The organism is Bacillus sp. UNC41MFS5 (assembly GCF_000686805.1).
Window position 1 is genome coordinate 150007 of record NZ_KK366017.1, and the last position, 25219, is coordinate 175225.

A 25219-nucleotide genomic window follows, 5' to 3' on the forward strand; every position below is an offset into this window, starting at 1 on the left:
CCTTATCATTTGATAAGTCTTGGGTAAAAAAAATATTAGATTACGCTCTAATTCCATTAATAAAAATTTCAACCATTAATTTGGCTTTTTCTTCGGCCTTTTTTTGTCGTTCCTCTGTAGAGATTCTGGTAGTATTTTCTGGCTCTAGAATGGATTTAATAATATTTAATATCAAATAGGCTAATTCAGTGGTATTTGTATTCATCAATGCAGGTTTCTTAATTTCTCCTATTGAAACCCCATCACTAATCATTTTTTCAAAAGGTGTTAAAAAAGCCTTGCTCCACGATTGATATAGGTGCTGTTGTTCGTTCGGATGCAGCTCATGTGAAATGTCGTGAAACATTTGTGCCAGATCCATTTCAAAATGCTCCGTCATATAAAGCGCAATTTGAGTAAGCCTTTCTTGAAAGGTAGTGAACTGTGATAAGAGTGTATTTAAGTCAAGTTCAGTTTGGTGAAGGGTTTGCTGCATCACAGCAACATACAGTGTTTGCTTGTTCTTAAAATGATGATATATAGCAGGCTGTGTCACACCACAAATTTGAGCGATTTGCCTTGTGGATACGGAGCGATAACCTAGCTCCATAAATAAGCTCCTCGCAGTATGAATAATTAATTGGTAGGTTTCCTTGGAATCTATTGCTTTAGCTTGCATGTTCATCTTGCTCATATAATGTTGGTCCTTTCGTTATTCTTTCCTTATCAGTTGATAAGTAAAATATAACGAAACCGGAGAAAGAAGTAAAGTGGCAAAAAAGAAGAATCCTAATTGATGATTGGAATTATTACAATTTCACATACTAATAATAAAAATTAAATGAGGGATTGGTGTTGGTTTTGAATAGAATGCTTACGTTATTCACTGCAACATTTTTTATTATTTCTTTAACGAATTTTCGCGCTCATGCAGAAACAATGGCTAGTTTGTCAGAACAAAATACGATGTCTGTGCTTTGGTTTCAAAAAGCTGGGGAAGTCAAAGGATTATATTATCAAGGATATAACATTGGAAAAATGAGATTGAACGAAATCTTGAGTAAAAAAAGGGGCAGGAATGCCTTGAAACCAGCAATTGTCCTTGATATCGATGAGACCATATTAGATAACAGTCCGCACCAAGCATGGTATGTTTTGGCAGGAAGAAAAATTCCTTTTAATTGGAATGAATGGTTTAAGCGTGCTGAAGCAAAACCACTACCGGGAGCCATCGAATTTTTGCAGTATGCAAAATCTTTAGGAGTGGAGATTTATTACATTTCCAACCGTTATGAATCACAAAAAGATGCTACTATTAAAAATTTGCAAAGAGTGGGTGCGCCACAAGCAGATGTTGACCATGTATTATTAATTCAACCTGGTGAAGTTGGGAAAGAAACACGCCGCTGTCAAGTGGCGAAAACACATGAAATTCTATTATTATTTGGTGATAACCTCGGGGACTTCAGTGAATTTGATAAATTATCTGTTACAAAAAGAAATCAGGCGATCGATAAGTATAGGGAGGAATTCGGTAAAAAACTAATACTCTTTCCAAACCCAATGTATGGAGATTGGGAAGAGGCCATTTATAACTATAATTACAAGATATCAGATGAAGAAAAAATCAAACTTAGAAGAAAATTATTAGAAACGTATCGCTAGAAATTAAAAGACGCCCAAAAAAGGCGTCTTTTGTTGTACAAGTAAAAAATATATAAAATACAAAAAGTACAGCTTAACTCCTTACATTTTTAAGGATATTAATCGCAAAGACAATGATTCCTAAAACCATCAATGTACCGCCAGTGGCTACTGCAGGTGCAGCACTCTCGGTTCCAGATACTAAAAAGGCGAGTCCTATCATCATAATGGGCAGAGAAATATTATGAATCCAGAAGTGAACCTTGGCGAGCGTTGTTTCTGCAGCACTTGGAAAACCAACGTAGATGAGACCCGCAACAGCCATAGTCAGCCAACCTAATAGGTTAATATGGGCATGAACAGGGGTGAAGTCAAAACTTTCCGTCATAGACATATACATACCCATGCAAACCCCAATGACAAAATACACCACAGAAATTTTAATCAACCTTATTGCCATTTTTCAGCCTCCTTTTTTACATTAGAAGTCATGACTACAGTAGTAAATATGTAGAATTTTTCTGAAAAAGAACTTTGATTTTAAGAGGACAAAATAAGAAATTCAATAGAAAAAAGCTGCATACTCTGCAGCTTTTTGGAAGGGAATTAAAAAATCGCTTTAATACCAACTAAGACAAGCCCTATTAAGAATCCACAGACAGCACCATTCACTCGGATCCATTGAAGGTCTTTTCCAACGTTTGTTTCAACCATTTTAATAAGTGTTTTATCATCCAGTTTTTCTAAATTCTCTTTGACAAGTATGCCAATTTTAGAATGATTATTATCAACAAAGCTAGAAATATGGTTCTTAATCCAGGCCTCAATAGTAAGTACTTTTTCTGGATTTGTTTTGATTCCACCAATTCCATTTTTTACAATCGGTAGGAGAAAGTCATTATAAAAATTTGGTTTATCGATAAAATCATAAGCTTTTTGCTCTATCTGATTTAATAATCCAGTAATTTGTTCTTGCAGATTCCATTTTTCAACAAGTTGTGTTTTAAGATTATTAAGTTCATCGTAGACCTTCTGATCATTTTTTAATGATTGCAGCTTATGATCAATATGAATTATTAATGTTTGGCGATTTTGATTTAGCGGGTCTTTGAAGCTAGCTACCCCTTTTAAAATAAGGCTTTGGATCATACTTCCTAATTTCTCTTCGTTAACCAAATTACTAAACGATTTTAAGGCGAATTGCATAAAACCATCAGCTTTGATATTTTCGACCGCATCGACCGCCAGCCCGCCGAGTTTATACTTTGTACTTTCCTTTCTTGCCCATTCATCAACTTCTTTAAGCAAGTAATCCAGGGCTTTTTCATCATATTTTCTGATCTTAACTTGGTCTATCAGCAAAGGAAGTAGATTCTTACTATCGATTTCGTGGATACGAGCTTTTATTTCTTCTTCTAACAGCGGAGCGAATCTTTTTATATCAAAGATTTTTAGCAAATGTTTAGCCATCATGATAAAATTCTTTTGGACTGCTGGAGAAGGTAATTCATTGTCGATGATGTCAAATAGTTTATCTGTAAAATTAATAGTATCAATTTTTTTACGGATACTCTCTTTTGTGAGCCATTCATTTTCTAACATGGAAATGATTCCAGCGATAATTCTATGACGATTTTTAGGAAGCAGGGCGGTATGTGGTATAGGAATACCTAGTGGATGCCGAAATAATGCTGTTACGGCAAACCAATCGGCTAGTCCTCCTACCAGACCAGCTTCAAATCCGCCCTGCAGGATAATCCCCCAGATTGACTCTTTTATTGGAATAGTGGCTAGAAAGCCGATTCCCATCACAGCAAGAAAAATTGTTGCTAAATGCTGTGTTTTTTTATTCTTACTTTTTACCATCTTTGAAACCCCTCATTTTTGAGAATTATTATTGTCTATTGCTATTATCTCAATTTTACTAAAAAAAAAGCAAAAAAAATTACTTATAATTGGATTATTTGCTAAATCTTGTGACGGAAACACTTAATGCTTTTTTAATATAATAAAATGTTGTAAAATGAACAAGGTTCAAAAATAGCAAATTAGGGAGAAATGGAAATGAAAAAGTTCTTGTTATTTGTGTCAGCGATTACGATGGCTATTGGCCTAACTGCTTGCTCAAGCAATGATGAAGCAAAAACAGACAAGAAGGAAACATCGGAAGAGACTGCATCTAAAGTGGATGTTAAAAAGGAATTAGTCAGATTTTATATGGATCTTAGTAATAAAATTAACGTAAAAGATGCTGATTTAAATGCATATGTTGCAAAGGCAACTAAGGAAGATGCAACACCTGAGGAATTACCAACTGCTGAAGATCGAGCGAAAGCAAGTGAATCGGCAGCTTCGGTTGCGGACGAATTAAATACTTATCAAGTTCCTGCATCATTAAAAGATAAAAAAGCAGACCTTGATGCGGCGATTAAGGATTTTTCGGCTTCATACCAAGCTAAAGCAGATGAATTAAAAAAGGAAACACCTAATTTTGATGCAGCTACTGCAACCTTCACACAAGGTGAAGAAAAACTTGGGAAAGTATTTGAAAGTGAAAAATTATTTCCGCCAAGCGTCGATAAACAAGTGAATTAAAATCCAATCCAAACTCATCGATAAGAAAATAAGCCAGATAAACATAAAAAGTACCCGATAATGTAGACATATAAAAAAGTCTACCTATCGGGTACTTTTTTGTCTAATTAATTTACCGCTAGGCTTGGGAGTTCCTGGTATGTGACCATAATTTCATCTAGGTAGTTATCCATAGTTAAGGATGTTTCAGTATTTTCAAAGAACCAAACATCATTGTCTTCAACAAAGAAGGTAATCCCATTAATTTCTTTAGAATATCCAGCATGAACAGGGGGTTCCGATGAAAAAGCAAGGCTAAAACCTTTATGCTTTATTCCAAAACCAGCGTATTGAGGAAACATCCGAATGCAAAATGGTTTGTTAAATTCGAATTCATTTGTGAACCATGTGGCAGCTCTTTCATCGATAGAAATGAACATCTAAATGCACCAACCTTTTCCTATTAGGTATTGATTCATAAAGGAAAGAAATGGATGTCTGGGTTAAAGCTCAATAAAGTCTGTTTCCATTTCCCTATATTGAAAGATTAAAACTTTTAAATAGTTTTGCATGTGATTTTATTCACGGACTGGTCCTTCGATATTATGATTTTTTAAAATGTTCATTTTTTTTTCTTAAAACGTTCACTTGTGTGCAATGGATCACAACTTTTTTTTCAAAAAAGGTTTTAATAACTAATAAATCTTACTTTTATGGAGGAATATATGGATAAAGATTGGACGAAGGATTTAGAACATGATGAATATGAACTAGATATTGACCTGATTATGACTGATGCACTTCAAGCTGTAGAAGAAACAGAAAAGGGGTGCTATGTAAACTTGGTGACCGCGCCTGCGTTTGGTAATCCTGTTGTTTATTTACAGCCGTTATTAGAGGAGTTGTACGACAAAAGAGTAAAAATTAAATAGATTGATCAGTGTGGATGCGGGGGATATGTACTAAGGGTTTGGAAAATATAAATCATTGTTTACTTCCGATCTAGTGTTGCTGATATTGTAACATATTTATAGTGAAAATAATGATAAGATGATAGCAAGAACGAAGGAGGGGGTCTTCCGATGGTACAAGAAATCGATAAGCTAACAGATAATGTTAATGACATAAAAAGTTTATTCCATACCTTAAATGAAACATTAAAAAGTATTGAAAAACGATTATCCCGGCTTGAGAAAATGGATAGCATTGAACACCGTGTAGAAGTAAATCAAATTGACCTTTCTGATATAAAAGAATCGCTTCAAAGGATTGAAGATACACACAATAATGAAATTCAGCATATCAACCGACGTCTTGATTCTCATTTAGTTAAAATTGCTAAAATAGAAGAGGAAATGATTATAATTAAATCTAGATAATCATTTTATTAAGGAGTTAATTCAGATAAAAAACCAGACGGGTAAAAATCCGTCTGGTTAGGAATGTTTAAGAAAGCACTTCTGAATTGGATATTGAAACTTGTTGACTAACATTCTCGTCATTATTGGCGTTTTTCGAGACCTCAATATAACGAATATGATGCTCTTCCATATCAAGAATTTTAAAGGAATAGGTTTCATGAAGGAGGATATCGCCTTCTTTTGCTTCGTAATTTTCGGTTAGAATCCAACCCCCAATTGTATCCACATCTTCATCGTCAATTTCTACTCCCAAAAGATCATTGACCTCACTAACTAAAACTTTAGAGTCAATAATATAATGGTTTTCTTTAATTTTTCGTATCTCTGGAATTTCGTCCATATCGAATTCGTCACGAATTTCCCCAACAATTTCTTCAAGGATATCTTCAACTGTTACAAGTCCCGAAGTACCCCCATATTCGTCCATTAATATTGCCATGTGAACGCGGTCTTTTTGCATTTTTACTAATAAGTCATGGATGGGAATCGTCTCTATTACTCTAATAATTGGACGAGTATAGTTTTCTAGAGTCCGTTCTGCTAGTTTTTCATTACCAATTAAATCCGTCATTACTTCTTTTATATTGATTAGCCCAATTATATGATCCTTATCCCCATCGATGATGGGATACCGTGTGAATTTTTCTTCACGTAATACCTGAAGAAAAGTCTCTAATGTATCTTCCTTAGATAAGGACACAATTTCTGTTCTTGGAACCATAACTTCTTTAGCAATACGGTTATCAAATTCAAATATTTTATTTACATACTTAAACTCAGATTGGTTAATTTCACCACTTTTGTAGCTTTCAGAAAGGATAATTCGAAGTTCTTCCTCTGTATGAGCAATTTCATTTTCAGATACAGGCTTAAGACCGAAAAATTTAGTCGTAATTCGTGCTGAGCCATTAAGCAACCAAATAACAGGGTACATTATCTTGTAAAATAGTATAAGCGGACGTGACACCACCAAAGTAATCCATTCTGCCTTCTGAATTGCCAATGTTTTAGGAGCAAGTTCCCCCACTACTACGTGTAAAAAGGTAATTGCTGCAAATGCAAAGCCAACAGATAATACATGGTTAAAGCTTTCTGGAATGTTCAGTCTTTCGAACAATGGATGCAAAATCTTTTCAAAAGTTGATTCACCTAGCCAACCTAAACCAAGGGCAGTGATGGTTATTCCCAACTGACAGGCTGATAGGTATTCATCCAGATTTGAAATCACTCTTTTAGAAGTCACAGCACTCGAATTTCCTTCTTCAATTAACTGATCAATTCTTGAGCTCCTAATTCGGATAATAGCAAATTCTGAAGCAACAAAAAAAGCAGTTAACGCAATTAAAATGGCTATAATAACCAAGTTAAATATGTCCAAATAAGTTCCCTTATCCTGTTTTTTAGACAGGTAAGGAGTCACCTCCCAGTTTGATAAAAAAATTGGCTCCTATTTCCTTGAATTTATTTCTAGTTTTCTCCTAATCTCGTCTAATGGTCATCATACCACCTCGACAATTTAATAAATTAACAATAATTATAAAGAATTTGAACTATACAGTCAAACGTTCTGGTTAGTATATTAGTTGATAACTATATTTTATGGAGAATCATAGTGAATATGAACAATAAAGACGAAATATTACAAAAATTTATATAAAAAACAAGCAGATCCTACTCAGGGGCAGCATCTGCTTGTTTTTCATCTAATTCGGTTTTATAAACCTCAATGTACAAGATATGGTGTCCTTCAATTTCATTAATTTGGAATACAAAATCTTCATGTTCAATAGAGTCACCTTTATGTACATCAAACTTTTGTGTTAAAAACCAGCCGCCAATTGTATCGACATCTTCCTCATCCAGTGTTGTACCGAGAAGGTCGTTTACTTCGCTGATTAAAACTTTACCATCTAAAATAAAATGACCATCGGCTTCTTTCTGGATGAGAGGAAGTTCATCCAAGTCAAATTCATCGCGTATTTCACCAACAATTTCTTCAAGTATGTCTTCAACCGTGACAATTCCTGCTGTCCCGCCATATTCATCAGATAAAACGGCCATATGTGAACGATTCTTTTGCAGTTTGAGCAGAAGTTCCTGGATCGGTATGGTTTCAATGACATGAATGACGGGCTTTAGATAGGGAAGCAACGGTCGATCGCCAGTACATTTTTGTTGGATACAATCAGTTAAAACTTCTTTAATATTAATAACCCCTAAAATATTATCTTTGTCCCCATCAATAAGGGGATATCTTGTATATTTTTCTTCCTTAACTATTTCAATAATTTCCTCCATGGATGCATCTTTTGAAAGTGTTACGAGTTCAGTTCTTGGAACCATAATTTCTTTAGCAATCCGATTATCAAATTCAAATATTCGATTCATATATCGATATTCGGATTGGTTTATTTCACCACTTTCGTAACTTTGCGAAAGAATTAACCTTAATTCTTCCTCGGAAAGGACGATATCGTGCTCGGATGCGGGTTGTACTCCAAAGAGTCCAGTCACAAACCGTGCCGACCGATTTAGAATCCATATAAATGGGTACATCAATTTATAAAACAAGATTAATGGACGAGAAAAAAATAAGATAATCTCTTCTGCTTTTTGTATGGCAATCGTTTTCGGTGTTAATTCTCCAATGACAACATGGAAAAAAGTAATGACAATGAAAGCAAATATAAACGAAATAATGTGTTTAAGTGATAAAGGGATGTGAATCAGGTCAAAAACTGGATTGAGCAGTTCTCGAATAGTGGGCTCACCAAGCCAGCCTAAAATAAGGGAGATAATCGTAATCCCAACCTGGGTGGCAGATAAATAACCATCCAAATTAGATATTACCTTCTTAGCTGCTTCTGCTTTTGGATTACCTTCTGATAATAATTGATCAATTCTTGTGGATCGAACCTTTACCATCGCAAATTCTGAAGCGACAAAAAGGGCGGTAAAGGCTATTAGGAAAACAATAATCATTACATTCATCCAAATCATCTATCACCTTACAAGTGTAAGGTATGCCACCTCACTTACGTTGGTTTCTAAACATTATTTCAAAAAAATAATCTATTAGCAAATCGAACAGAAAAAATGCTGCCAATCAGGCAGCATCCTTTAGAGTTAGATAGTCAGTTTTGTGTCTAAATATGGAACTCGTTTATTCCAGTCGCTGGCAAGCATACTGTAAATAAAGAGGTCATGGAAGCGGCCATATAATTGTTCGCCCTCTCTAATAATCCCTTCCTTAATAAAACCGAGTTTTTCAGGAATAGCGCGGCTTTTTTTGTTTTTGATACCGCAGCGAATTTCAACACGATTTAATCCTAATTGGAAGAATGCGTAGTTTAGCAAGGATTGAACCGACCGGGTCATGATGCCATGACCTTCAGCCTTTTTTGAAAGGTAATAACCGATACTTGTCATTCGGTTGTGCCAATCTATTTGTTGTAAACTAATGGAGCCGACAAGTTTGCTTTTATAGAGTATCCCTGCGTTAAAACCGCTATTTTCTGCAAATTGATTTAGCCATATCGGAATAATGGATTCAAACTGATATGGGGAGTTCATGCTATCCACCCATGGCAGCCATTCACGCAGATGTTCACGGTTCTCTTCCACCATTTGATAAAGTCTTGAGGCGTGATGCTGTTGTAATAGCTGGAGTTCAATTTCATTATCAACCTTTAATGTAAACATTGGTCTAATCTCCCGATAAAAAATTTTTAGTTCATCATATGCATGACGGGTTGATAGCGGGAAGATTTTAAGACAAAAAAATCCCTGCTTTAAATAAAGTGGGATTGGTCATGCGAACTATGAAATTTCTTGTTTATTAGTTTAAGGGGTTAGGGCTTCAACAGGTAAGAGAATCGAGAATGTAGTTTTATCTGGAGATGAATCACATTCTAAATTTCCCTTATGTTTTTCAATAATTTCTTTGCATACAAACAAGCCAAGACCTGTACCTAGTTTCTTTGTCGTAAAAAATGGTTCGAAAATGGATTTTCTTAGTTCAGCGGGAATCACAGGTCCATTGTTGGAAATATTGATTTTGATGAACTGATCTTCTAGACTGCTATTGATCTCGATTGTTGGATTCGGATTCTCATCATGATTCAATACATCAATTGCATTAAAGATGATATTAATTAATACCTGTCTAATTTCATCTGCATACCCATTAAGAGTAATATCTTCACGTAGATCTTTTCTTATTTTTACTTTTCCGTCAAGTATACTTGGATAAAGGAAGTTTAATACTTCTTCCACTAATGTATTTAAATTGAAGTTATCCTTTTCTTTACCAATCAACTCCTTCTTTGACAAAAGGAGGAATTGTGATATACGAAAATTAAGTTGATCCAATTCACTTGAAATGATATCTAAATATTTCATCTCCGGATAATCAGCTTTAAGCAATTGGATAAATCCTTGAACAGACGTCAAGGGGTTTCTAAACTCATGAATAAAGCTAGAGGTCATTTGCCCAAGCAATGTTAATCGATCCTGATGTGTAGAATCGATGTGCATTGTTTTTTCTTCAATAATTTTGTTTTTTGCTTCAGAGTAATGGGAAACAGCATAGTATAAAAATTTATCGAAACAAAAATTTACTTTATTTAATGCTTCCTGCAGGGCTGTCCATGGGATCCCAGTAGTACTTAATTGGCTGTATAAAACGGTTCTGCCAAGATTAACGTTATAAACAAAATCACCAAGGTTAATATCAGCCAAAACTCTTTCTTCCGATACTTCAATAGCAAGTTTTTCAATTATGTCTAAAAGTTCTTTTTCCGTCATTTTATGCATATTAAGTAAAACTTCGAGTAGAGCCTCGCCGTTTTCGTGAATTTTTAATTTAAAAGGATCCGTATTAGTGGTAACAATGGCATTTTCCCAATCTTGAATTATTTTCTGTTTATTTTGATTGAAAAAATCAATTAAATCTGTTTGGTTTTCCGTGAACATGCCGTTTTCCCCCTATGTTATTGACAAAAAACTGCTTATAGTATCTATTCGAGGTTTAAATAGAAAATCCTCCTTTATTTTAAAATAAAAATCTTGAATTTTATCCTAATATCTCAATTACTGATTCTATTAGGTATTTATAAAGACAAGAATGGAAAAGGGCCTCAAGCTCTTTTCTTTTTTTTTGTATAGTGCTTGTCGTTGGTTCTTGAAAATTCTTCAAAGTTTTGACAAATTTAATAAGCTTTTTAACTAAAAAAAAGTGTTAAAATACAAGAAAGATAATCATTCTCAATTAGTGGAGATAGGGTGATATATATGTTTGGTTCTTTAAAAGCAGGAGATAAAGGGAAAATTATTGATATTTCTCTTGTAGGTCACCTGGTACAAAGACGTTTACTTGACTTAGGGATCACTGAAGGCTCAGAAGTGTGTGTGAAGTGTGTCATGCCATTTGGCGGTCCAGTAATGATTGAATCTTGCGGACAATGTGTAGGTATTCGCCGCAGAGAAGCAGTTCGAATTGAAGTGGAGAGAATATAATGGAAATCGCTCTTATTGGAAATCCCAATACAGGGAAAACTTCATTGTTTAATAATCTTACAGGTTCCTATGAGTATGTTGGTAACTGGAGCGGTGTAACCGTTGAAAAAAAAGTTGGGGTTTTTAAAAATAATATTGGTCATTTAATTGATTTACCGGGTGTGTATACACTTAATCCGTTATCGAAGGATGAAGGGGTGGTTACATCCTTTTTTCTTAATGAATCAGTGGATCACTTGCTAAATATATTAGATGCTTCACAATTAGAACGAAATTTACATCTGACCTTGCAATTGCTAGAGTTTGAAAAACCAGCACTTATTGGACTTAATATGGCCGATGTAGCAAATAAACGCGGGATTCAGATAGATGCATCTAAACTTTCAAACCTTCTCGGAGTGCCAGTTGTTCCTGTTGTGGCAAGAAGTGGTAAGGGCTGTGATAAATTAGTTGATGTCATATCAACTCAATCAATTCAGCCTGCTAAAAAAAGCCTTGTTTACTATGGTAAGGAGGTAGAAGCAGCAATTGTCGCTTTGACAGCAGAGATTAATGGCAAAACCGGCCTTTCTGGACGATTTCTAGCTATTCAATATTTTGAAGGAAATGAATATGTTAGAAACTATGTAAATAGTATTGTTGGAGTACAAAAGCTTAATGATCTAATGGTTAACTTGGAGTCAACCTTACAAACACTTTTTAATGTAAAATCATTAGCAAACTATATTTATCAAAAAAGAAAAGAAGTAATAGAAAAAATCGTCGTCGAAGTGGCTAAAAAAAGTAACTTTGACATTCCACTCTCTGAAAAAATTGATATGATCGTTACCAATCGTTTTTTAGGAATGCCCATTTTCTTACTGCTTATGTATGTCATGTTTATGCTGACTTTTGATTGGCTCGGAACACCATTATCTGACGTTCTGGACGGATTTTTAACAGGACCAATTACTAAAGGATTTGAGTCGGTTTTAACCGCTATTCATGCTTCAAGTTTTATTCATGCATTAATTATTGATGGGCTAGTTGCTGGGGTAGGCGGTGTACTCGTATTTGTACCACAAATCTTCATCCTATTTTTCTTTATTTCTTTATTAGAAGATTCCGGGTACATGGCTCGTGTTGCATTGGTAATGGACCGAATCATGGAGTCAGTTGGATTAAATGGGAAGGCGTTTATCCCGATGATGATTGGCTTCGGCTGTAATGTACCAGGAATAATGGCAGCAAGAACAATAGAGACACCACGGGAAAGGCTGGTAACCATATTGCTTACCCCGTTAATGTCCTGTTCAGCACGATTGCCAGTGTATGCGTTATTTGTAGGAGCTTTTTTTGCAGGAAATAAGGCGTTAGTTGTTCTAAGCCTATATGTCCTTGGGATTGTGGTTGCATTGGTCTTGGCAAAAGTCTTTTCGTCTACATTACTAAAATCGGAAACTTCATTATTTGTTATAGAACTGCCCCCTTACCGTCTTCCCCAGTTTCAATCACTGTGGAGGAGTACTTGGGATAAAGGAAAGGGGTTTGTTAGAAAAGCTGGAACATTTATTTTTGCGGGTTCTGTCTTTATCTGGTTATTATCTTATGCTGGCCCCAATGGTTTAAAGGTTGACATGGATGAAAGTTATTTAGCCTCGATTGGGAATGTAATCGCCCCAATTTTTGATCCAATTGGATTTGGAACATGGCAGGCATCCGCCTCGTTAATTACTGGGTTCTTGGCAAAAGAGGCCATTATTTCTACCATGAATATTATTTATTTTGTTCCGAAAGATGTAAGTTTGCAAGGATTATTGGCGGACTATTATACCCCGCTTGCTGCCTATAGTTTCATGGTTTTCATTTTGTTATACATCCCATGCCTAGCGACGGTTGCAACTATCTATAAAGAAACAAATTCAAGGAAATGGACAGCTTTTTCTATGATATATGCATTTGCAATTGCTTATGTGCTTTCTTTGATTATCTATCAAGGTGGCAAATTGATAGGACTTGTTTAATTCTAGAAAGAGGTGGAGCAAATGATTGCCAATATTTTAATTGGAGCAGCTATTTTTGGATACGCATCATGGGCTTTAGTTAGGTTTATAAATAAATCAAAAAAGGGAAAATGCGGGGCATGCGATTTGAAAAATTCATGTTCCAGCAATTGTGGAATACCGCCCAAATCCTTATAAATTATTGAAACTGCTATCTATAAAGGTAGCAGTTTTTTGATGCTAGGATTTGAAGAATTGAGTAAACTAGTGTAAAATTACACTAGTTGTAATTGAAGGAAGGGCTTAACTTGACCAGAGATGAAATTATAATGCAGGTTTCTGAAAAGCTTCGCCTCATACGGACGGAAGTCGGCTATACACAGGATAAAATGGCGGACATTATTGGTGTCTCAAAGAAAACACTGGTTCAAATTGAGAAAGGTAGAGTTTTAGCCAACTGGTCTACTGTAGTTTCGATTTGTGCACTATTTCGTGAAACTGAAACAGTCCAATTTTTATTTGGGAATGAGCCGCTCGAGGTGTTAGAAACGGTTGCCCGCGAAGGAATAGATATTCGGAAGTCAAAAACACTCGGCGGCCGGATTTGGTGGAGAGTTGTTTCGAAAAAGAACGGGTATATTCTTCAACAAAATATTCTTAGTAAACATTTTCGGATTTTGGATGAAGAAAATTATCGGATTTTTAGCAGTATTGATGAAAAGGTATCGAAACAACGTTTTAAAGAATTGGCCAAAAATGAATAAATGACATGAAAAAGATGGAAATCCGCCATCTTTTTTCTTTTTTTTGGAATACTAATATCGTCATAAAAACTTTCCCTATCTTCGAAAATTTTACCCATGATAGATTACAGATAAAGGATGTTTTTCATTTGGTATCAAAAGAGAAAATGAAGGCCATATTCAATAACTTGAAAAAGTGGCACTTGCTCCAAATCATAGTGCTTTCTATGTTAAGCATCATCTTAAGTTTTTTTGGACTACTTTATTATTTTTCCAAGGATGCAGATATATCTGGACTTAAGAACGAGCTGCCACAGGCTACCGTGTTTTATGATGTGAATGAGGAAGTAGCAAGTAAAGTGTCGTCGAATAAAAATGAAGGTGTCTCTATTAAGCAAGTTCCAGATTCAATGAAAAACGCGATTGTTGCTATTGAGGATCGTCGATTTTATCAACATGGCGGTGTGGATTTAATTGGAACATCAAGGGCGCTCATCCGTGACCTAAAAGCTAGAGGAATGGTTGAAGGAGGCAGCACCATAACTCAACAATTAACGAAGAATACACTTCTCACCTCACAAAAAACCTTAAATAGGAAGATGGAGGAAGTTTTTTTAGCACTACAGATTGAGCGGGAATATTCAAAACCAGAAATTTTGCAAATGTATTTAAATCAAATTTATTTTGGAAATGGTGCTTGGGGGATTAAAACGGCTGCGAGCAAATATTTTGCCAAAGAGGTTAATGACCTGTCAATCAGTGAATCTGCATTACTCGCAGGACTAATTAAAGCACCTTCCGCACTGAATCCTTATGAACATATGGAATTGGCGACAAAAAGGAGAAATCTAGTATTAGTACAAATGAAGAAACAAGGGTATATTTCCGATTCTCAGTATGAAAAAGCTATGCATGAAAAAGTAATATTGAATGATAAGGGCGGTGACCCGTTCCGAGGCAAATTTCCATACTATGTTGATCAGGTTTTAGAAGAGGCTATAAAACTATATGGATTATCACAGGATGAATTACTAACGGGCGGCTATCAAATTTTTACAGAACTTGAACCAGAAATGCAAACATCCATGGAAGAGACTTATCAAAATGAATCCTTATTTCAAGAAGGAAAAGATAATACCCTAGTTCAAAGCGGTGGTGTCCTCTTAGATCCCAAGACAGGTGGAATTAAGGCGATTGTTGGAGGCAGAGGGAAACATTCGTTTAGAGGCTATAATCGAGCTTCGCAATTAAAGGCTCAACCTGGTTCGTCCTTTAAGCCATTAGCGGTATATACACCTGCACTTGAAGAAGGTTGGAAAATCACTGATATGTTAAAAGATGAGCCAATGACATTTGGGAGTTATCAACCAAGTAATTACGATGATCAATATGCTGGTCAGGTGCCCATGTATGAAGCTGTAAAAGAATCTAAAAACGTTTCTGCTGTGTGGTTGCTGAACGAACTTGGGATTGAAAAAGGATTAGATTCAATTAAGCGGTTTGGAATTTCATTGGATAAAAATGACCGGAATTTATCCCTTGCCCTAGGTGGTTTGCACAAAGGTGTCTCTCCTTTGAACATGGCTGAAGCCTTTTCCGTTTTTCCGAATAACGGTGTAAGAACGAAGGCCCATACGATAAAGAAAATTGTTGATGCTGACGGAAAGGTTGTCGCTGTCTGGAAAGCAAAAAAAGAAAGAGTCACAACCAAGGCCGTAACCGACAATATGACGACCATGCTCCTTGGTGTTGTCGAACAAGGTACAGGTCAGGCTGCACAAATACCTGGCCGAGAAACAGCTGGAAAAACTGGTTCAACTCAGGTTCCGATAGAAGGGATAAATGGCTTGAAGGATCAATGGTTTGTGGGGTATACCACACAACTGGTCGGGGCGATTTGGGTTGGCTATGATAAAACAGACAAGGATCATTATATCAAGCCTGTCAGCAATAAGGGTTCAGCAGTTGTTTTTCGGGAAGTTATGATGAAGGCATTAACGAATGAGCCTGCTGAAAGCTTTAATGTCCCGCATATCTCCACATTGATTGAAAAGAAAAAGCAGGAAGATGCTGCTAAGAATCGTTTTAATTTTCAAGAGAATTTTAATAACGAAGTTCAGAAATGGGAAGAGAAATGGAATAAACAAAAGGAAAAGTGGGGAAAAAAATGGAATGATAAGGGAAAAGGGCATTAATGTTCCTCTATGTGACGAAAGATATTTGAAACAATTCAGAAAAATGGGAATTGACTTTTAAAAGAACTGGTGATAACCTACAAAGGAAGTAAAAAAAGGAAAGGGAGGGTTACAAAAATGACTAATTTCAATCATGTTTCTTTAACAATTAAATATTTGAATGTAACCTGTCCTGAAGAAATTTCCTGTTAATTTATCAATGTGAAGAAATTGATTACTGATAAAAACACAGGTTACGTTTTCTTTAATACGTGACGTGTGTTTTTTTGTCCCTTTTTTTAAAAGGAGGCATACTGCACTGTTGCGGTATGTCTTTTTTTATAGTTCAAAACCAATTTGAAGGAGGAAATATGGATGAGATATTTGGATGGGTCTTGGACAGGAAATACAGCAGGGGCAATAGATGGCGGATAGTAAAACATAAGGGGGAAGTTAGTTATGTTTGCGGTGTTAAAAAAATTAAGTTGGTTCTTTAAAGAAAATTGGCAGCGATATGTCATCGCAATTACACTATTAATTTTAGTCGGTATATTGGATGTGATTCCGCCTAAATTAATCGGATTGGCGATCGATGATATTCATGAAGGCAGTATAAATAATAAGAAAATAATACAATACCTTGGAATTCTTTTGGCAATCATGGTTTCATCTTATGCAATAACCTATATCTGGATGTATCGATTGTTTGGAGGAGCCTTTCTCGTTGAAAGGAAGCTTAGGTCCAGATTCGTTGCTCACTTACTAAAAATGACTCCAATATTCTATGAAAAAAATAGGACTGGAGATTTAATGGCGCGTGCCACCAATGATTTAAAGGCCATTTCAATCACAGCAGGTTTTGGGATCCTGACACTCGTAGATTCAAGTGTATGGATGCTGACACTATTGTTAACGATGGGAATTTTAATTAGTTGGAAGTTAACACTAGCGGCAATAATTCCGCTGCCAATTATGGCGATTTTAATGCAAATGTATGGAAAAAGAATTCATACCCGCTTCATGGAAGCCCAAGATGCGTTTGGTGAATTGAATGACCGAGTACTTGAATCAGTTGCAGGAGTTAGAGTCATCCGTGCTTTTGTTCAAGAATCCGCAGATAGCAAGCGCTTTCATCAACTTACGGAAGATGTCTATCACAAGAACATAAACGTTGCAAAAATTGACGCATTATTTGACCCAACGATTAAAGTGCTTGTAGGTATTAGTTACTTAATTGGCCTCGGGTATGGTGCCTATTTAGTTTTCCATCAATCGATAACATTGGGCAATCTTGTTTCGTTTAATGTGTATCTAGGGATGCTAATCTGGCCCATGTTCGCAATAGGCGAGTTGATCAATGTGATGCAGAGGGGGAATGCTTCACTTGACCGCGTTAATGAAACACTTAGCTATGAGGAAGAAGTCGTCAGTCCTCTAGACCCAGTTTCCATACAGCGTGCAGATCGAATTGATTATCAAAAAGTAACTTTCCGTTATCCCTCTTCGAAGAATGATAACCTAAATCAGGTTGATGTTATGCTGCTACATGGGCAGACATTGGGTATTGTTGGTAAAACAGGCTCAGGAAAGACCACCTTTATTAAGCAGTTATTAAGACAATATCCACTAGGCGATGGAGAAGTAACCATATCTGGGGTATCTTTAGAAGAGCAAACCATAAATCAAGTTCGCGACTGGATTGGTTATGTGCCTCAGGATCATGTGCTGTTTTCTCGAAGTGTGAAAGAGAATATCCTTTTTGGCAGGAAAGATGCAAGCGATGAAGAATTAGAAGAGGCCATTGATTTAGCTGCATTTCGAAAAGATCTTGCCCTTCTTCCAGAAGGATTAAGTACGCTCGTTGGAGAAAAGGGTGTGGCCTTATCAGGAGGGCAAAAACAACGAATCTCAATTGCGCGCGCACTGATCAAAAATCCAGAAATCCTAATCCTCGATGATTCCTTGTCGGCAGTTGATGCCAAAACAGAAAAACGAATCATTGATAATATTAGAAAGGTAAGAAATGACAAGACCACAATCATTACCACACATCGAATGTCCGCTGTCCAACATGCCGACCATATTATTGTTTTAGATGATGGCAGAATTGTCGAAGAAGGGACACATGAGGATCTTCTTGAACATGATGGGTGGTATAAAGAACAATTTATTCGCCAGCAGATTGCAGGGAAGATAGAGGAAGAGGTGCAAGCATGACAACAGGGAAACGATTAGCTAAATACGCCTTGGCGTATAAAAAAATTATTTTCGCAGCATTGGTCATGCTGACCATTTCTGTCGTAACCGATCTCGCTGGCCCGTTTATTGCTAAAAATATCATTGATCAGCATATTTTAGGAATTGAATCTGTTTGGTATGAAACATCAAGCGGCAAAAAAGCAGTAAATTATGAAGGGAAATTTTATAAAAGAGAAAAGTATGTATCTAGTAGTGAAACAAGGGGAAAGCAAATCCAAATTTTGCAAGTTGGATCCAAGTTTGTTTTCATCGATCAAAAGCTGGAATTTGATGGGAAGCGAACTTTAAATGATGGAATATTGGAGATAAAAAATGGTGTTAGAAAGGTTGAGTATCAGGCCAAAATCTTGAGGCTATCTGAAATTTTAGCCTTTTACCAGCCTGAGATTCCCTCTATCGTTCAACTTTTAGCCATTTATTTTGGACTCTTGGTAGTTTCAGCTATGTTCCAGTACGGTGAACGTTTCTTATTGCAAAAATCAGCTAACCGCATTATTCAAAAAATGCGTGAAGATGTGTATGAACAAATACAACGTCTGCCAATTAATTATTTTGATAACCTGCCAGCTGGGAAAGTAGTCGCAAGAATTACGAATGATACAGAGGCAATCCGTGAGTTATATGTTACGGTTCTTGCAACCTTTTTTACAAGTTCCATTTATATTACAGGCATTTATGTGGCTTTGTTTATTTTAAATGTAAAGCTTGCAGCGATATGTTTATTGTTATTGCCGATTCTTTATGTATGGATGTTGATTTACCGTAAGTATGCTTCAAAATACAACCGTGAGATTCGGTCCAGGAATAGCGAAATAAATGCCATGATTAATGAGTCAATCCAAGGGATGAGTATTATCCAAGCGTTCAGTCGTGAAAAAGAAACAAAAGCAGATTTTGAGAAACTTAACCATGAGCATTTTACGTTCCAGAATAAATTATTAAGTCTCAATTCATTGACCTCGCACAACCTAGTCGGTGTCTTAAGAAATCTTATTTTTGTAGCTTTTATTTGGTATTTCGGCGGTCAGGCACTCAATACTTCTACAATCCTTTCACTAGGGATGCTATATGCCTTTGTTGATTATATCAACCGGCTTTTCCAACCGGTTCAGGGGATAGTCAATCAATTGGCCAATCTAGAACTTGCTCTTGTGGCAGGAGAACGCGTATTCAAACTGATGGATGAACCGGGGGAAAATGTAAGTAGTGAGCGAATTGCCCGTTTTAAAGGAAATGTAACATTTGATCATGTATCATTTGGTTATAAAGAAGGGGAATACGTTTTAAAGAATATTGATTTTGAAGCAAAGCATGGTGAAACAGTCGCCCTAGTTGGCCACACGGGATCTGGAAAAAGTTCAATTATGAATTTACTTTTCCGTTTTTATGATTGTCAAAAGGGAAAAATTACGATTGATGGAAGAGATATTGAAACGATTTCACGTCAATCTATCCGTAACCATATGGGAATTGTTTTGCAGGATCCCTATTTATTTACAGGAACAATAGCCTCAAATGTAAGTCTTAATGATCCTGTGATAACCAAAGAAAAAGTAGAGAAAGCATTAAGGGATGTAGGGGCTGACAAGGTATTCAAGAATTTAGAAAATGGTTATGATGAGCCAGTACTTGAGAAAGGCAGTACCCTCTCAAGTGGGCAGCGGCAGATAATTTCCTTTGCACGTGCGCTGGCATTCAATCCAGCTATACTTATACTCGACGAAGCTACCTCAAGTATTGATACTGAAACGGAAACTGTGATTCAAGAGGCAATGGAAGTTCTGAAAAAAGGACGGACCACCTTTATCATTGCCCACCGGTTATCAACGATTCGTAACGCTGACCAAATCATTGTTTTAGACCGTGGAATGATTGTTGAAAAGGGCACACATGATGAATTAATGGAGAGAAAAGGTAAATATTATCAAATGTATGAACTTCAGCAGGGCAACACAGATTTGGCCGGATAGAAGGGACCCCCTTAACAAAGTTAAGGGGATTTTTTTTAATAATAAGAAAGTATAAGTTTTTGAACCTAGTTTACTGTCTAGCTCCAGCGCCCTAGCGGCTAGTGTCCTTCGCTCTCCGCCCTACGATAAGTCAAGCACGAATGCGCCTCCGGCTCTTCGTGTTTCCTTTATCTCAGTTGGAGCGCTCCAGGCCATACGCCGCTGACCAGGGCGCTTGCTCTTTTCTAATAAGTAAGCCCTACTCGTGAACCGATAAATTCATTGCTAAATAGCTGATTATAGGCAAAATCCGCTGTATCGTAAATAGAGATGGAAGAAGAATCATCAGGAAGAAAGTCTTTTTCATATCTGTAATTTCCTAATCTCTCTCCAATAGGTAAATAAGTCGGGCAAACAATCGTCCAATCGAGCCCAGAATCTTTTAATAATAAATATGCCCGTAAATGTTCTTCAGCATCTCGTGTGCTTTTCCGTTTTGATTCAGACGATTGAAATCGATATAAATGGGGTGCAGACCGAGCCTGGAGAATTCCAGCCGTTCCAATCGTAATAATCCGGTGTATTCCTTGGGCTTTCATATGTTTAATGATAAAGGGCATCGAGTCAGACAGTACCGTGGTACCAGCTGTATTTAGAGAACTAATCACTGCATCCGATCCAGTTAAACTACTCGCAATGTCCGTTTCATTTAGCACATTACCTTCCTTAACAAGAAGGCCATCTCTTTTAATGTTTAGTTTACTGCTATCTCTCACCAGAGCACGGACGGAGTGGTGATTGGATAAAACATTTTCTAATATAACCGACCCAACTCTGCCTGTTGCTCCAAAAATGGTAATGTTCACAAAAAGTTCACCTCCTGGTCAATAAAGTGTAATATTCGTCACTTGCCAACCCGACAGCTTATGATATTTTAAAAATGTTTAAGTATTTACTATTATAGGGGTGGGATGTATATGTCAGAGTATTCGGTAGTACTATTGATCGGTAGTTTTTTAATCCTTTCTTATTATATCGGATATACAATCATTAAACATTAATTTAACTTCAGATAAGTGTCTGAATCAGACTGTCGACAAATTCGAATATAATCGGATTTATCGACAGTCTTTTTTTATGATTATTGAAATAATGGAATTTTATAGCTTAGCTTAGTTTCCTCTATTATAAATACTCTCCAAATTCTTCTGGCTTCTAGGCATGAATCGCATGGCGCTCTTTTTCCCCACACTTATTACCAGGGATGTAAATAATACCATTAGGGAGAAAGGTCTTGTAAAGGACTTAATTAAGTGATAATATTCTGAATATTAAAATTGATAGGATTATGACCAAAAACAAAAGGCACGAGTTCCTCACAATTTAGGATTTTGCTAGAATGTCAAACAGGTTAATTATGACCTTCATACTAATGTGGTATAAAGCCGTTGCAGAGTGAAAATCCATGGAAAAGGAGAGTAGGGAAATGAGTTTAAAGTTAATAGACAACAGGTTTATACCTATACAGCCAGAATTAGAACAAAACGCGGATTACTATCTCGAAAAAAAAGAGTTAGATATAATAAACCAAACAACTATACTGTATTATCAATTTCAATTGAATAAAGATTTAAACAAGTCTATTTTGATTGAACCAGATGGTTGTATTGATATCATGTTTTGGTGTAATGACATTTCCCCTCGTGCAATTGTGTATGGAAGTCGACTACAGAAAGTACCTATTATCTTTCAAGCTGGATATGAATATTTTGGAATCAGATTTATTCCTAATCTAGATTCAAGAAATTTTAATTATTCCATGAAAGAAATTGCAGACAGAGACATACTTTTAGATGACTTACTTACATTAGATCCTAATATTATAGAAATATTGATAAATGAAAATGACTTTTATGAGAGAATTAAATTATATAAAGAATTGATTGGAAATAAGATACTTACAGATTGTTCATCACAAAGGGTTATTAATTATGCGATAAATAATATCTATTCTTCAAAAGGAAATATTAATATTAATAATCTAGCAGCAGAGATAGGGTATTCACCAAGATATTTACGTAAGCTGTTTGAAGAGCGAATTGGGCTTTCACCAAAGTTATTTAGTCAAATAACAAGATATCAGTATTCTTTAAGTATGTTATTAAACCATAATTCTTTATGGGATGTTATTAATCAAAGTGGATATTATGATCAAGCACACATCATTAATGAATTTAAAAAATTTGGGGGAGTAACACCGAAACAGTTAGTGATGAAACTTTGAAACTTTGAAAATTTATAATTTTCTTATTTACATATTTAGAAAAGACCGAAATCAATTCAATTGATTTCGGTCTTTTCTTTATTTTCTTAATAAATCTGCTCTAATAAATTTAAGTTTATGTTCCGCTTTCTCCAATAATTTATTAACTCACCTAGATACAATGATAATGTTATTATCTTTTAAATATAAAAGGGGGAAAGAAAAGACAATTCGAATTGTGAATGGTTTTAGAAGATAAGTCTATTATTTATTTTTTGAATTATCAAAAATGAAAGGGGTTACATAATAAAAATGATGAAAAAATTTCTTAAACACGTAATCATTTACACTACTGTTTTATTAATTGCTTTTGTTCCTTTCTCATTACTAGACAATAAGAGAGCATATGCCCATGGTGGTGAAGTGGAATTAATTAAGCTAGACACAGCATTAGAAGGTACTGGTGCAGCTATTAAATCCAGTTTTTGGAGTTTTTTTACAAATACAATTACCATCGAAAAAGATGATACGGTCATAAAAATAAAACCTGATTCAAATAAAGCAACTGTTAATGGAGAGGAAATTGAATTAGAAACAGCGGTAACAGAAAAAAAGGGGAAGATTTATGTATCCCATCACTTTGTTAACGAAGTTTTTCCTGAACTTGAACAAACCTTTCAATTAGAAAAAGTGGATCATCCACTTGATCCACTAACATCAAAAGAAATTGAAGAAACTGTTAGCGTATTGAAAAAGGAAGGGAAATATAAGGAAAGTCTTCGTTTTACAGAAATAACGTTAAAACTGCCTGATAAAAAGAGAGTTTGGGAATGGACTTTTAATGATAAGGAGAAACAAACATTCACCAGAAAAGCAGAATTTATTGCCTTAGATGGAAAACAAGTCATTGAGGGGGAAGTTGATCTATCAACTAATAAATTAATCTCTTGGAATACAATTGATGGTGTCCATGGAATGGTTATAATCGATGATTTCGCTACTGTCCAAACTGCCATCGAATCAAGTAAGGAGTTTATAAAAGCGCTAAAAAAACGTGACATTAAAGACGTGAAAAAAGTTGTATCGACCCCATTAACAGTAGGATATTTTGATGGGGAAGATGGTCTGGAGCATGACAAGCGTTTACTAAAGGTTGTTTCCTATTTAAATACTGGAGACGGGAATTTTTGGGCTCATCCAATTGAAAACTTAGTCGCTACAGTTGACCTTGAAAAGAAGAAAGTGATTAAAGTGGAAGATGAAGGGGTCATACCGGTTCCAATGCAATTAAATGCTTATGATGGCAGAGACTATAAAGATAAAGTTGATGTTAAACCTCTTAATATTAAAGAACCAGAAGATAAGAACTATGAAATTAAAGGAAATACAATTAGCTGGCAAGAATGGAATTTCCACTTGCGTTTGGATACACGTGTTGGTCCTGTATTATCAACAGTTACTTATGATGACCAGGGTGAAAAGAGAAAAATTATGTATGAGGGATCACTAGGTGGAATGATTGTTCCATACGGGGATCCAGATGTTGGTTGGTACTTTAAATCCTATTTAGATGCTGGTGACTATGGAATGGGGCAATTAACTTCACCACTTGAATTGGGAACGGATGTACCTGAAAATGCAGTACTCCTTGATGCAACAATTGCGGATAATTCAGGAAATCCTTATATAATTAAAAATGCTATTGCCGTATTCGAGCAGTATGCTGGTCCGGAATATAAGCATGCTGATCTTGCAACTTTTACAGAAGAAAACCAAAGTCGGGAACGCCGTGAATTAGTTATACGTTGGGTAAGTACAATAGGAAACTATGATTATATTTTTGATTGGGTATTATCACAAAATGGTACGATAAAAATTGATGTAGGAGCATCTGGCATTGAAGCTGTAAAGGGTGTTAAGACAGAAACAATGCATGATGAAACAGCTAAAGATGATACAAAATATGGTACGTTACTTGATAATAACATTGTTGGGACAACTCACCAGCATATTTATAATTTCAGACTTGATTTAGATGTCGATGGAGAGAACAATACGTTAACAGAAATCAATCCAAAAGTAGAAGCAAATAAAGATGGTGGACCTCGAAAAAGTGTCATGGTTACTGAGCAAAAAAAGGTAACAACTGAACAGGAAGCTATTCAAAAGTTTGATCCTTCAACTATTCGCTTGTTAAGTAATTACAATATAGAAAATAAAGTGGGAAATCCAGTATCTTATCAAATTATACCTTTTGCCGGAGGAACTCATCCTATTGCCAAAGGTGCATTATTTAGTAAAGATGATTGGCTTTTTAACCGTGTAAACTTTATGGATAAACAATTATGGGTAACGAATTATGACCCAAATGAACGATACCCTGAAGGTAAATATCCTAACCGAAGTAAAACAGATACTGGATTGAAACATTTTACAGCTGACAATAGTTCTATTGAAAATACGGACAATGTTGTATGGATGACAACAGGGGCAACTCATGTAGCACGTGCTGAAGAATGGCCAATGATGCCAACAGAATGGGTACATGCTATGTTAAAACCTTGGAATTTCTTTGATCGAACACCAACATTGGATTTACCAAAAAAATAATAAGATTCAGTACTCTCTTGCATAAGGCCTTTGTGATATTTCTACTTCTTATTATGTTGTTATTTTTGAACCTAAGGTCTTACTAAAATTCATAACAGATACTA

The 25219-nt window shown here is 35.7% G+C and carries 22 protein-coding genes; 13 read left to right on the forward strand and 9 right to left on the reverse strand.

The window, feature by feature from the left end; all coding sequences use genetic code 11:
- Positions 1-40 precede the first annotated feature (40 nt).
- On the reverse strand, positions 41-673 hold the full coding sequence (locus BR30_RS0117030; RefSeq protein ID WP_081825496.1) for a TetR/AcrR family transcriptional regulator: 633 nt from the start codon (positions 671-673) through the stop codon (positions 41-43).
- 176 nt (positions 674-849) lie between these two features.
- Between BR30_RS0117030 and BR30_RS0117035 the strand changes: the two genes are divergently transcribed.
- Positions 850-1644, forward strand: coding sequence for a 5'-nucleotidase, lipoprotein e(P4) family (locus tag BR30_RS0117035; protein WP_051633746.1), 795 nt, complete (start codon positions 850-852; stop codon positions 1642-1644).
- Between the two features lie 73 nt (positions 1645-1717).
- On the opposite strand, the gene BR30_RS0117040 is transcribed toward BR30_RS0117035, so the two are convergent.
- Both BR30_RS0117040 and BR30_RS0117045 read right to left on the reverse strand, forming a co-directional pair.
- Positions 1718-2083, reverse strand: coding sequence for a hypothetical protein (locus tag BR30_RS0117040; protein WP_026566010.1), 366 nt, complete (start codon positions 2081-2083; stop codon positions 1718-1720).
- A 146-nt stretch (positions 2084-2229) separates the two neighbouring features.
- A complete protein-coding gene (locus tag BR30_RS0117045) occupies positions 2230-3489 on the reverse strand; it encodes a DUF445 domain-containing protein (protein WP_026566011.1) in 1260 nt (419 codons plus the stop codon).
- A 198-nt stretch (positions 3490-3687) separates the two neighbouring features.
- Here BR30_RS0117045 and BR30_RS33860 point away from each other — a divergent pair, with 198 nt between their 5' ends.
- Positions 3688-4218 (forward strand): hypothetical protein, encoded by a 531-nt coding sequence (locus tag BR30_RS33860; RefSeq protein WP_051633665.1) that lies wholly within the window; start codon positions 3688-3690, stop codon positions 4216-4218.
- Positions 4219-4325: 107 nt separating this feature from the next.
- Here BR30_RS33860 and BR30_RS33865 read toward each other — a convergent pair whose 3' ends face one another.
- Entirely contained in the window at positions 4326-4637 is a 312-nt protein-coding gene (locus BR30_RS33865; protein ID WP_051633666.1) for a HesB/YadR/YfhF family protein, read from the reverse strand.
- Between the two features lie 285 nt (positions 4638-4922).
- Between BR30_RS33865 and BR30_RS33870 the strand changes: the two genes are divergently transcribed.
- Together BR30_RS33870 and BR30_RS0117065 are read left to right on the forward strand one after the other, a co-directional pair.
- Complete coding sequence (locus tag BR30_RS33870; protein ID WP_051633667.1) at positions 4923-5129, forward strand: CGCGG family putative rSAM-modified RiPP protein; 207 nt, start codon at positions 4923-4925, stop codon at positions 5127-5129.
- Positions 5130-5279: 150 nt separating this feature from the next.
- Entirely contained in the window at positions 5280-5576 is a 297-nt protein-coding gene (locus BR30_RS0117065; RefSeq protein ID WP_026566012.1) for a hypothetical protein, read from the forward strand.
- A gap of 67 nt (positions 5577-5643) precedes the next feature.
- Here BR30_RS0117065 and BR30_RS0117070 read toward each other — a convergent pair whose 3' ends face one another.
- The 4 genes from BR30_RS0117070 to BR30_RS0117085 form a co-directional block, all read right to left on the reverse strand.
- Positions 5644-6996, reverse strand: coding sequence for a hemolysin family protein (locus BR30_RS0117070; RefSeq protein ID WP_026566013.1), 1353 nt, complete (start codon positions 6994-6996; stop codon positions 5644-5646).
- Between the two features lie 293 nt (positions 6997-7289).
- A complete protein-coding gene (locus tag BR30_RS0117075; protein WP_026566014.1) occupies positions 7290-8618 on the reverse strand; it encodes a hemolysin family protein in 1329 nt (442 codons plus the stop codon).
- A 126-nt stretch (positions 8619-8744) separates the two neighbouring features.
- Positions 8745-9320: a GNAT family N-acetyltransferase gene (locus BR30_RS0117080; RefSeq protein ID WP_026566015.1), complete on the reverse strand. Its 576-nt coding sequence runs from the start codon at positions 9318-9320 to the stop codon at positions 8745-8747.
- 141 nt (positions 9321-9461) lie between these two features.
- Positions 9462-10592, reverse strand: coding sequence for a histidine kinase N-terminal domain-containing protein (locus BR30_RS0117085; RefSeq protein ID WP_026566016.1), 1131 nt, complete (start codon positions 10590-10592; stop codon positions 9462-9464).
- Positions 10593-10910: 318 nt separating this feature from the next.
- Between BR30_RS0117085 and BR30_RS0117090 the strand changes: the two genes are divergently transcribed.
- From BR30_RS0117090 to BR30_RS0117120, 7 genes are all read left to right on the forward strand, one after another.
- Positions 10911-11135, forward strand: coding sequence for a FeoA family protein (locus BR30_RS0117090; RefSeq protein WP_026566017.1), 225 nt, complete (start codon positions 10911-10913; stop codon positions 11133-11135).
- The gene (gene feoB, locus BR30_RS0117095) at positions 11135-13138 is read left to right on the forward strand and encodes a ferrous iron transport protein B (RefSeq protein ID WP_026566018.1); all 2004 of its coding nucleotides are present in this window, start codon (positions 11135-11137) and stop codon (positions 13136-13138) included. The genes BR30_RS0117090 and feoB overlap by 1 nt, the downstream gene beginning before the upstream one ends.
- A 21-nt stretch (positions 13139-13159) precedes the next feature.
- The gene (locus BR30_RS36035) at positions 13160-13315 is read left to right on the forward strand and encodes a FeoB-associated Cys-rich membrane protein (protein WP_081825497.1); all 156 of its coding nucleotides are present in this window, start codon (positions 13160-13162) and stop codon (positions 13313-13315) included.
- Between the two features lie 110 nt (positions 13316-13425).
- Entirely contained in the window at positions 13426-13881 is a 456-nt protein-coding gene (locus BR30_RS0117100) for a helix-turn-helix transcriptional regulator (protein WP_026566019.1), read from the forward strand.
- 206 nt (positions 13882-14087) lie between these two features.
- Positions 14088-16055, forward strand: a complete 1968-nt coding sequence (locus BR30_RS0117105; protein ID WP_231507744.1) for a transglycosylase domain-containing protein — start codon at positions 14088-14090, stop codon at positions 16053-16055.
- 438 nt (positions 16056-16493) lie between these two features.
- Positions 16494-18251 (forward strand): ABC transporter ATP-binding protein, encoded by a 1758-nt coding sequence (locus BR30_RS0117115; protein WP_026566021.1) that lies wholly within the window; start codon positions 16494-16496, stop codon positions 18249-18251.
- Positions 18248-20263 (forward strand): ABC transporter ATP-binding protein, encoded by a 2016-nt coding sequence (locus BR30_RS0117120; protein WP_026566022.1) that lies wholly within the window; start codon positions 18248-18250, stop codon positions 20261-20263. Before BR30_RS0117115 ends, BR30_RS0117120 begins: the two co-directional genes overlap by 4 nt.
- Before the next feature lie 224 nt (positions 20264-20487).
- Here BR30_RS0117120 and BR30_RS0117125 read toward each other — a convergent pair whose 3' ends face one another.
- Entirely contained in the window at positions 20488-21108 is a 621-nt protein-coding gene (locus BR30_RS0117125; RefSeq protein ID WP_026566023.1) for an NAD(P)-dependent oxidoreductase, read from the reverse strand.
- Between the two features lie 620 nt (positions 21109-21728).
- Between BR30_RS0117125 and BR30_RS0117130 the strand changes: the two genes are divergently transcribed.
- Positions 21729-22526, forward strand: coding sequence for a helix-turn-helix transcriptional regulator (locus BR30_RS0117130; protein WP_035445717.1), 798 nt, complete (start codon positions 21729-21731; stop codon positions 22524-22526).
- Positions 22527-22820: 294 nt separating this feature from the next.
- Positions 22821-25115: a copper amine oxidase gene (locus BR30_RS33875; protein ID WP_081825548.1), complete on the forward strand. Its 2295-nt coding sequence runs from the start codon at positions 22821-22823 to the stop codon at positions 25113-25115.
- The last annotated feature ends 104 nt before the right edge of the window (positions 25116-25219 follow it).

Coding starts and splice junctions, on each gene's coding strand:
- BR30_RS0117130 (WP_035445717.1), top strand. CDS start 21,729: ATGAGTTTAAAGTTAATAGACAACAGGTTTATACCTATACAGCCAGAA.
- BR30_RS33875 (WP_081825548.1), top strand. CDS start 22,821: ATGAAAAAATTTCTTAAACACGTAATCATTTACACTACTGTTTTATTA.
- BR30_RS0117035 (WP_051633746.1), top strand. CDS start 850: ATGCTTACGTTATTCACTGCAACATTTTTTATTATTTCTTTAACGAAT.
- BR30_RS0117040 (WP_026566010.1), bottom strand. CDS start 2,083: ATGGCAATAAGGTTGATTAAAATTTCTGTGGTGTATTTTGTCATTGGG.
- BR30_RS0117065 (WP_026566012.1), top strand. CDS start 5,280: ATGGTACAAGAAATCGATAAGCTAACAGATAATGTTAATGACATAAAA.
- BR30_RS0117080 (WP_026566015.1), bottom strand. CDS start 9,320: ATGTTTACATTAAAGGTTGATAATGAAATTGAACTCCAGCTATTACAA.
- BR30_RS36035 (WP_081825497.1), top strand. CDS start 13,160: ATGATTGCCAATATTTTAATTGGAGCAGCTATTTTTGGATACGCATCA.
- feoB (WP_026566018.1), top strand. CDS start 11,135: ATGGAAATCGCTCTTATTGGAAATCCCAATACAGGGAAAACTTCATTG.
- BR30_RS0117090 (WP_026566017.1), top strand. CDS start 10,911: ATGTTTGGTTCTTTAAAAGCAGGAGATAAAGGGAAAATTATTGATATT.
- BR30_RS0117105 (WP_231507744.1), top strand. CDS start 14,088: ATGTTAAGCATCATCTTAAGTTTTTTTGGACTACTTTATTATTTTTCC.
- BR30_RS0117085 (WP_026566016.1), bottom strand. CDS start 10,592: ATGTTCACGGAAAACCAAACAGATTTAATTGATTTTTTCAATCAAAAT.
- BR30_RS33860 (WP_051633665.1), top strand. CDS start 3,688: ATGAAAAAGTTCTTGTTATTTGTGTCAGCGATTACGATGGCTATTGGC.
- BR30_RS33865 (WP_051633666.1), bottom strand. CDS start 4,637: ATGTTCATTTCTATCGATGAAAGAGCTGCCACATGGTTCACAAATGAA.
- BR30_RS0117115 (WP_026566021.1), top strand. CDS start 16,494: ATGTTTGCGGTGTTAAAAAAATTAAGTTGGTTCTTTAAAGAAAATTGG.
- BR30_RS0117045 (WP_026566011.1), bottom strand. CDS start 3,489: ATGGTAAAAAGTAAGAATAAAAAAACACAGCATTTAGCAACAATTTTT.
- BR30_RS0117120 (WP_026566022.1), top strand. CDS start 18,248: ATGACAACAGGGAAACGATTAGCTAAATACGCCTTGGCGTATAAAAAA.
- BR30_RS0117075 (WP_026566014.1), bottom strand. CDS start 8,618: ATGATTTGGATGAATGTAATGATTATTGTTTTCCTAATAGCCTTTACC.
- BR30_RS0117030 (WP_081825496.1), bottom strand. CDS start 673: ATGAGCAAGATGAACATGCAAGCTAAAGCAATAGATTCCAAGGAAACC.
- BR30_RS33870 (WP_051633667.1), top strand. CDS start 4,923: ATGGATAAAGATTGGACGAAGGATTTAGAACATGATGAATATGAACTA.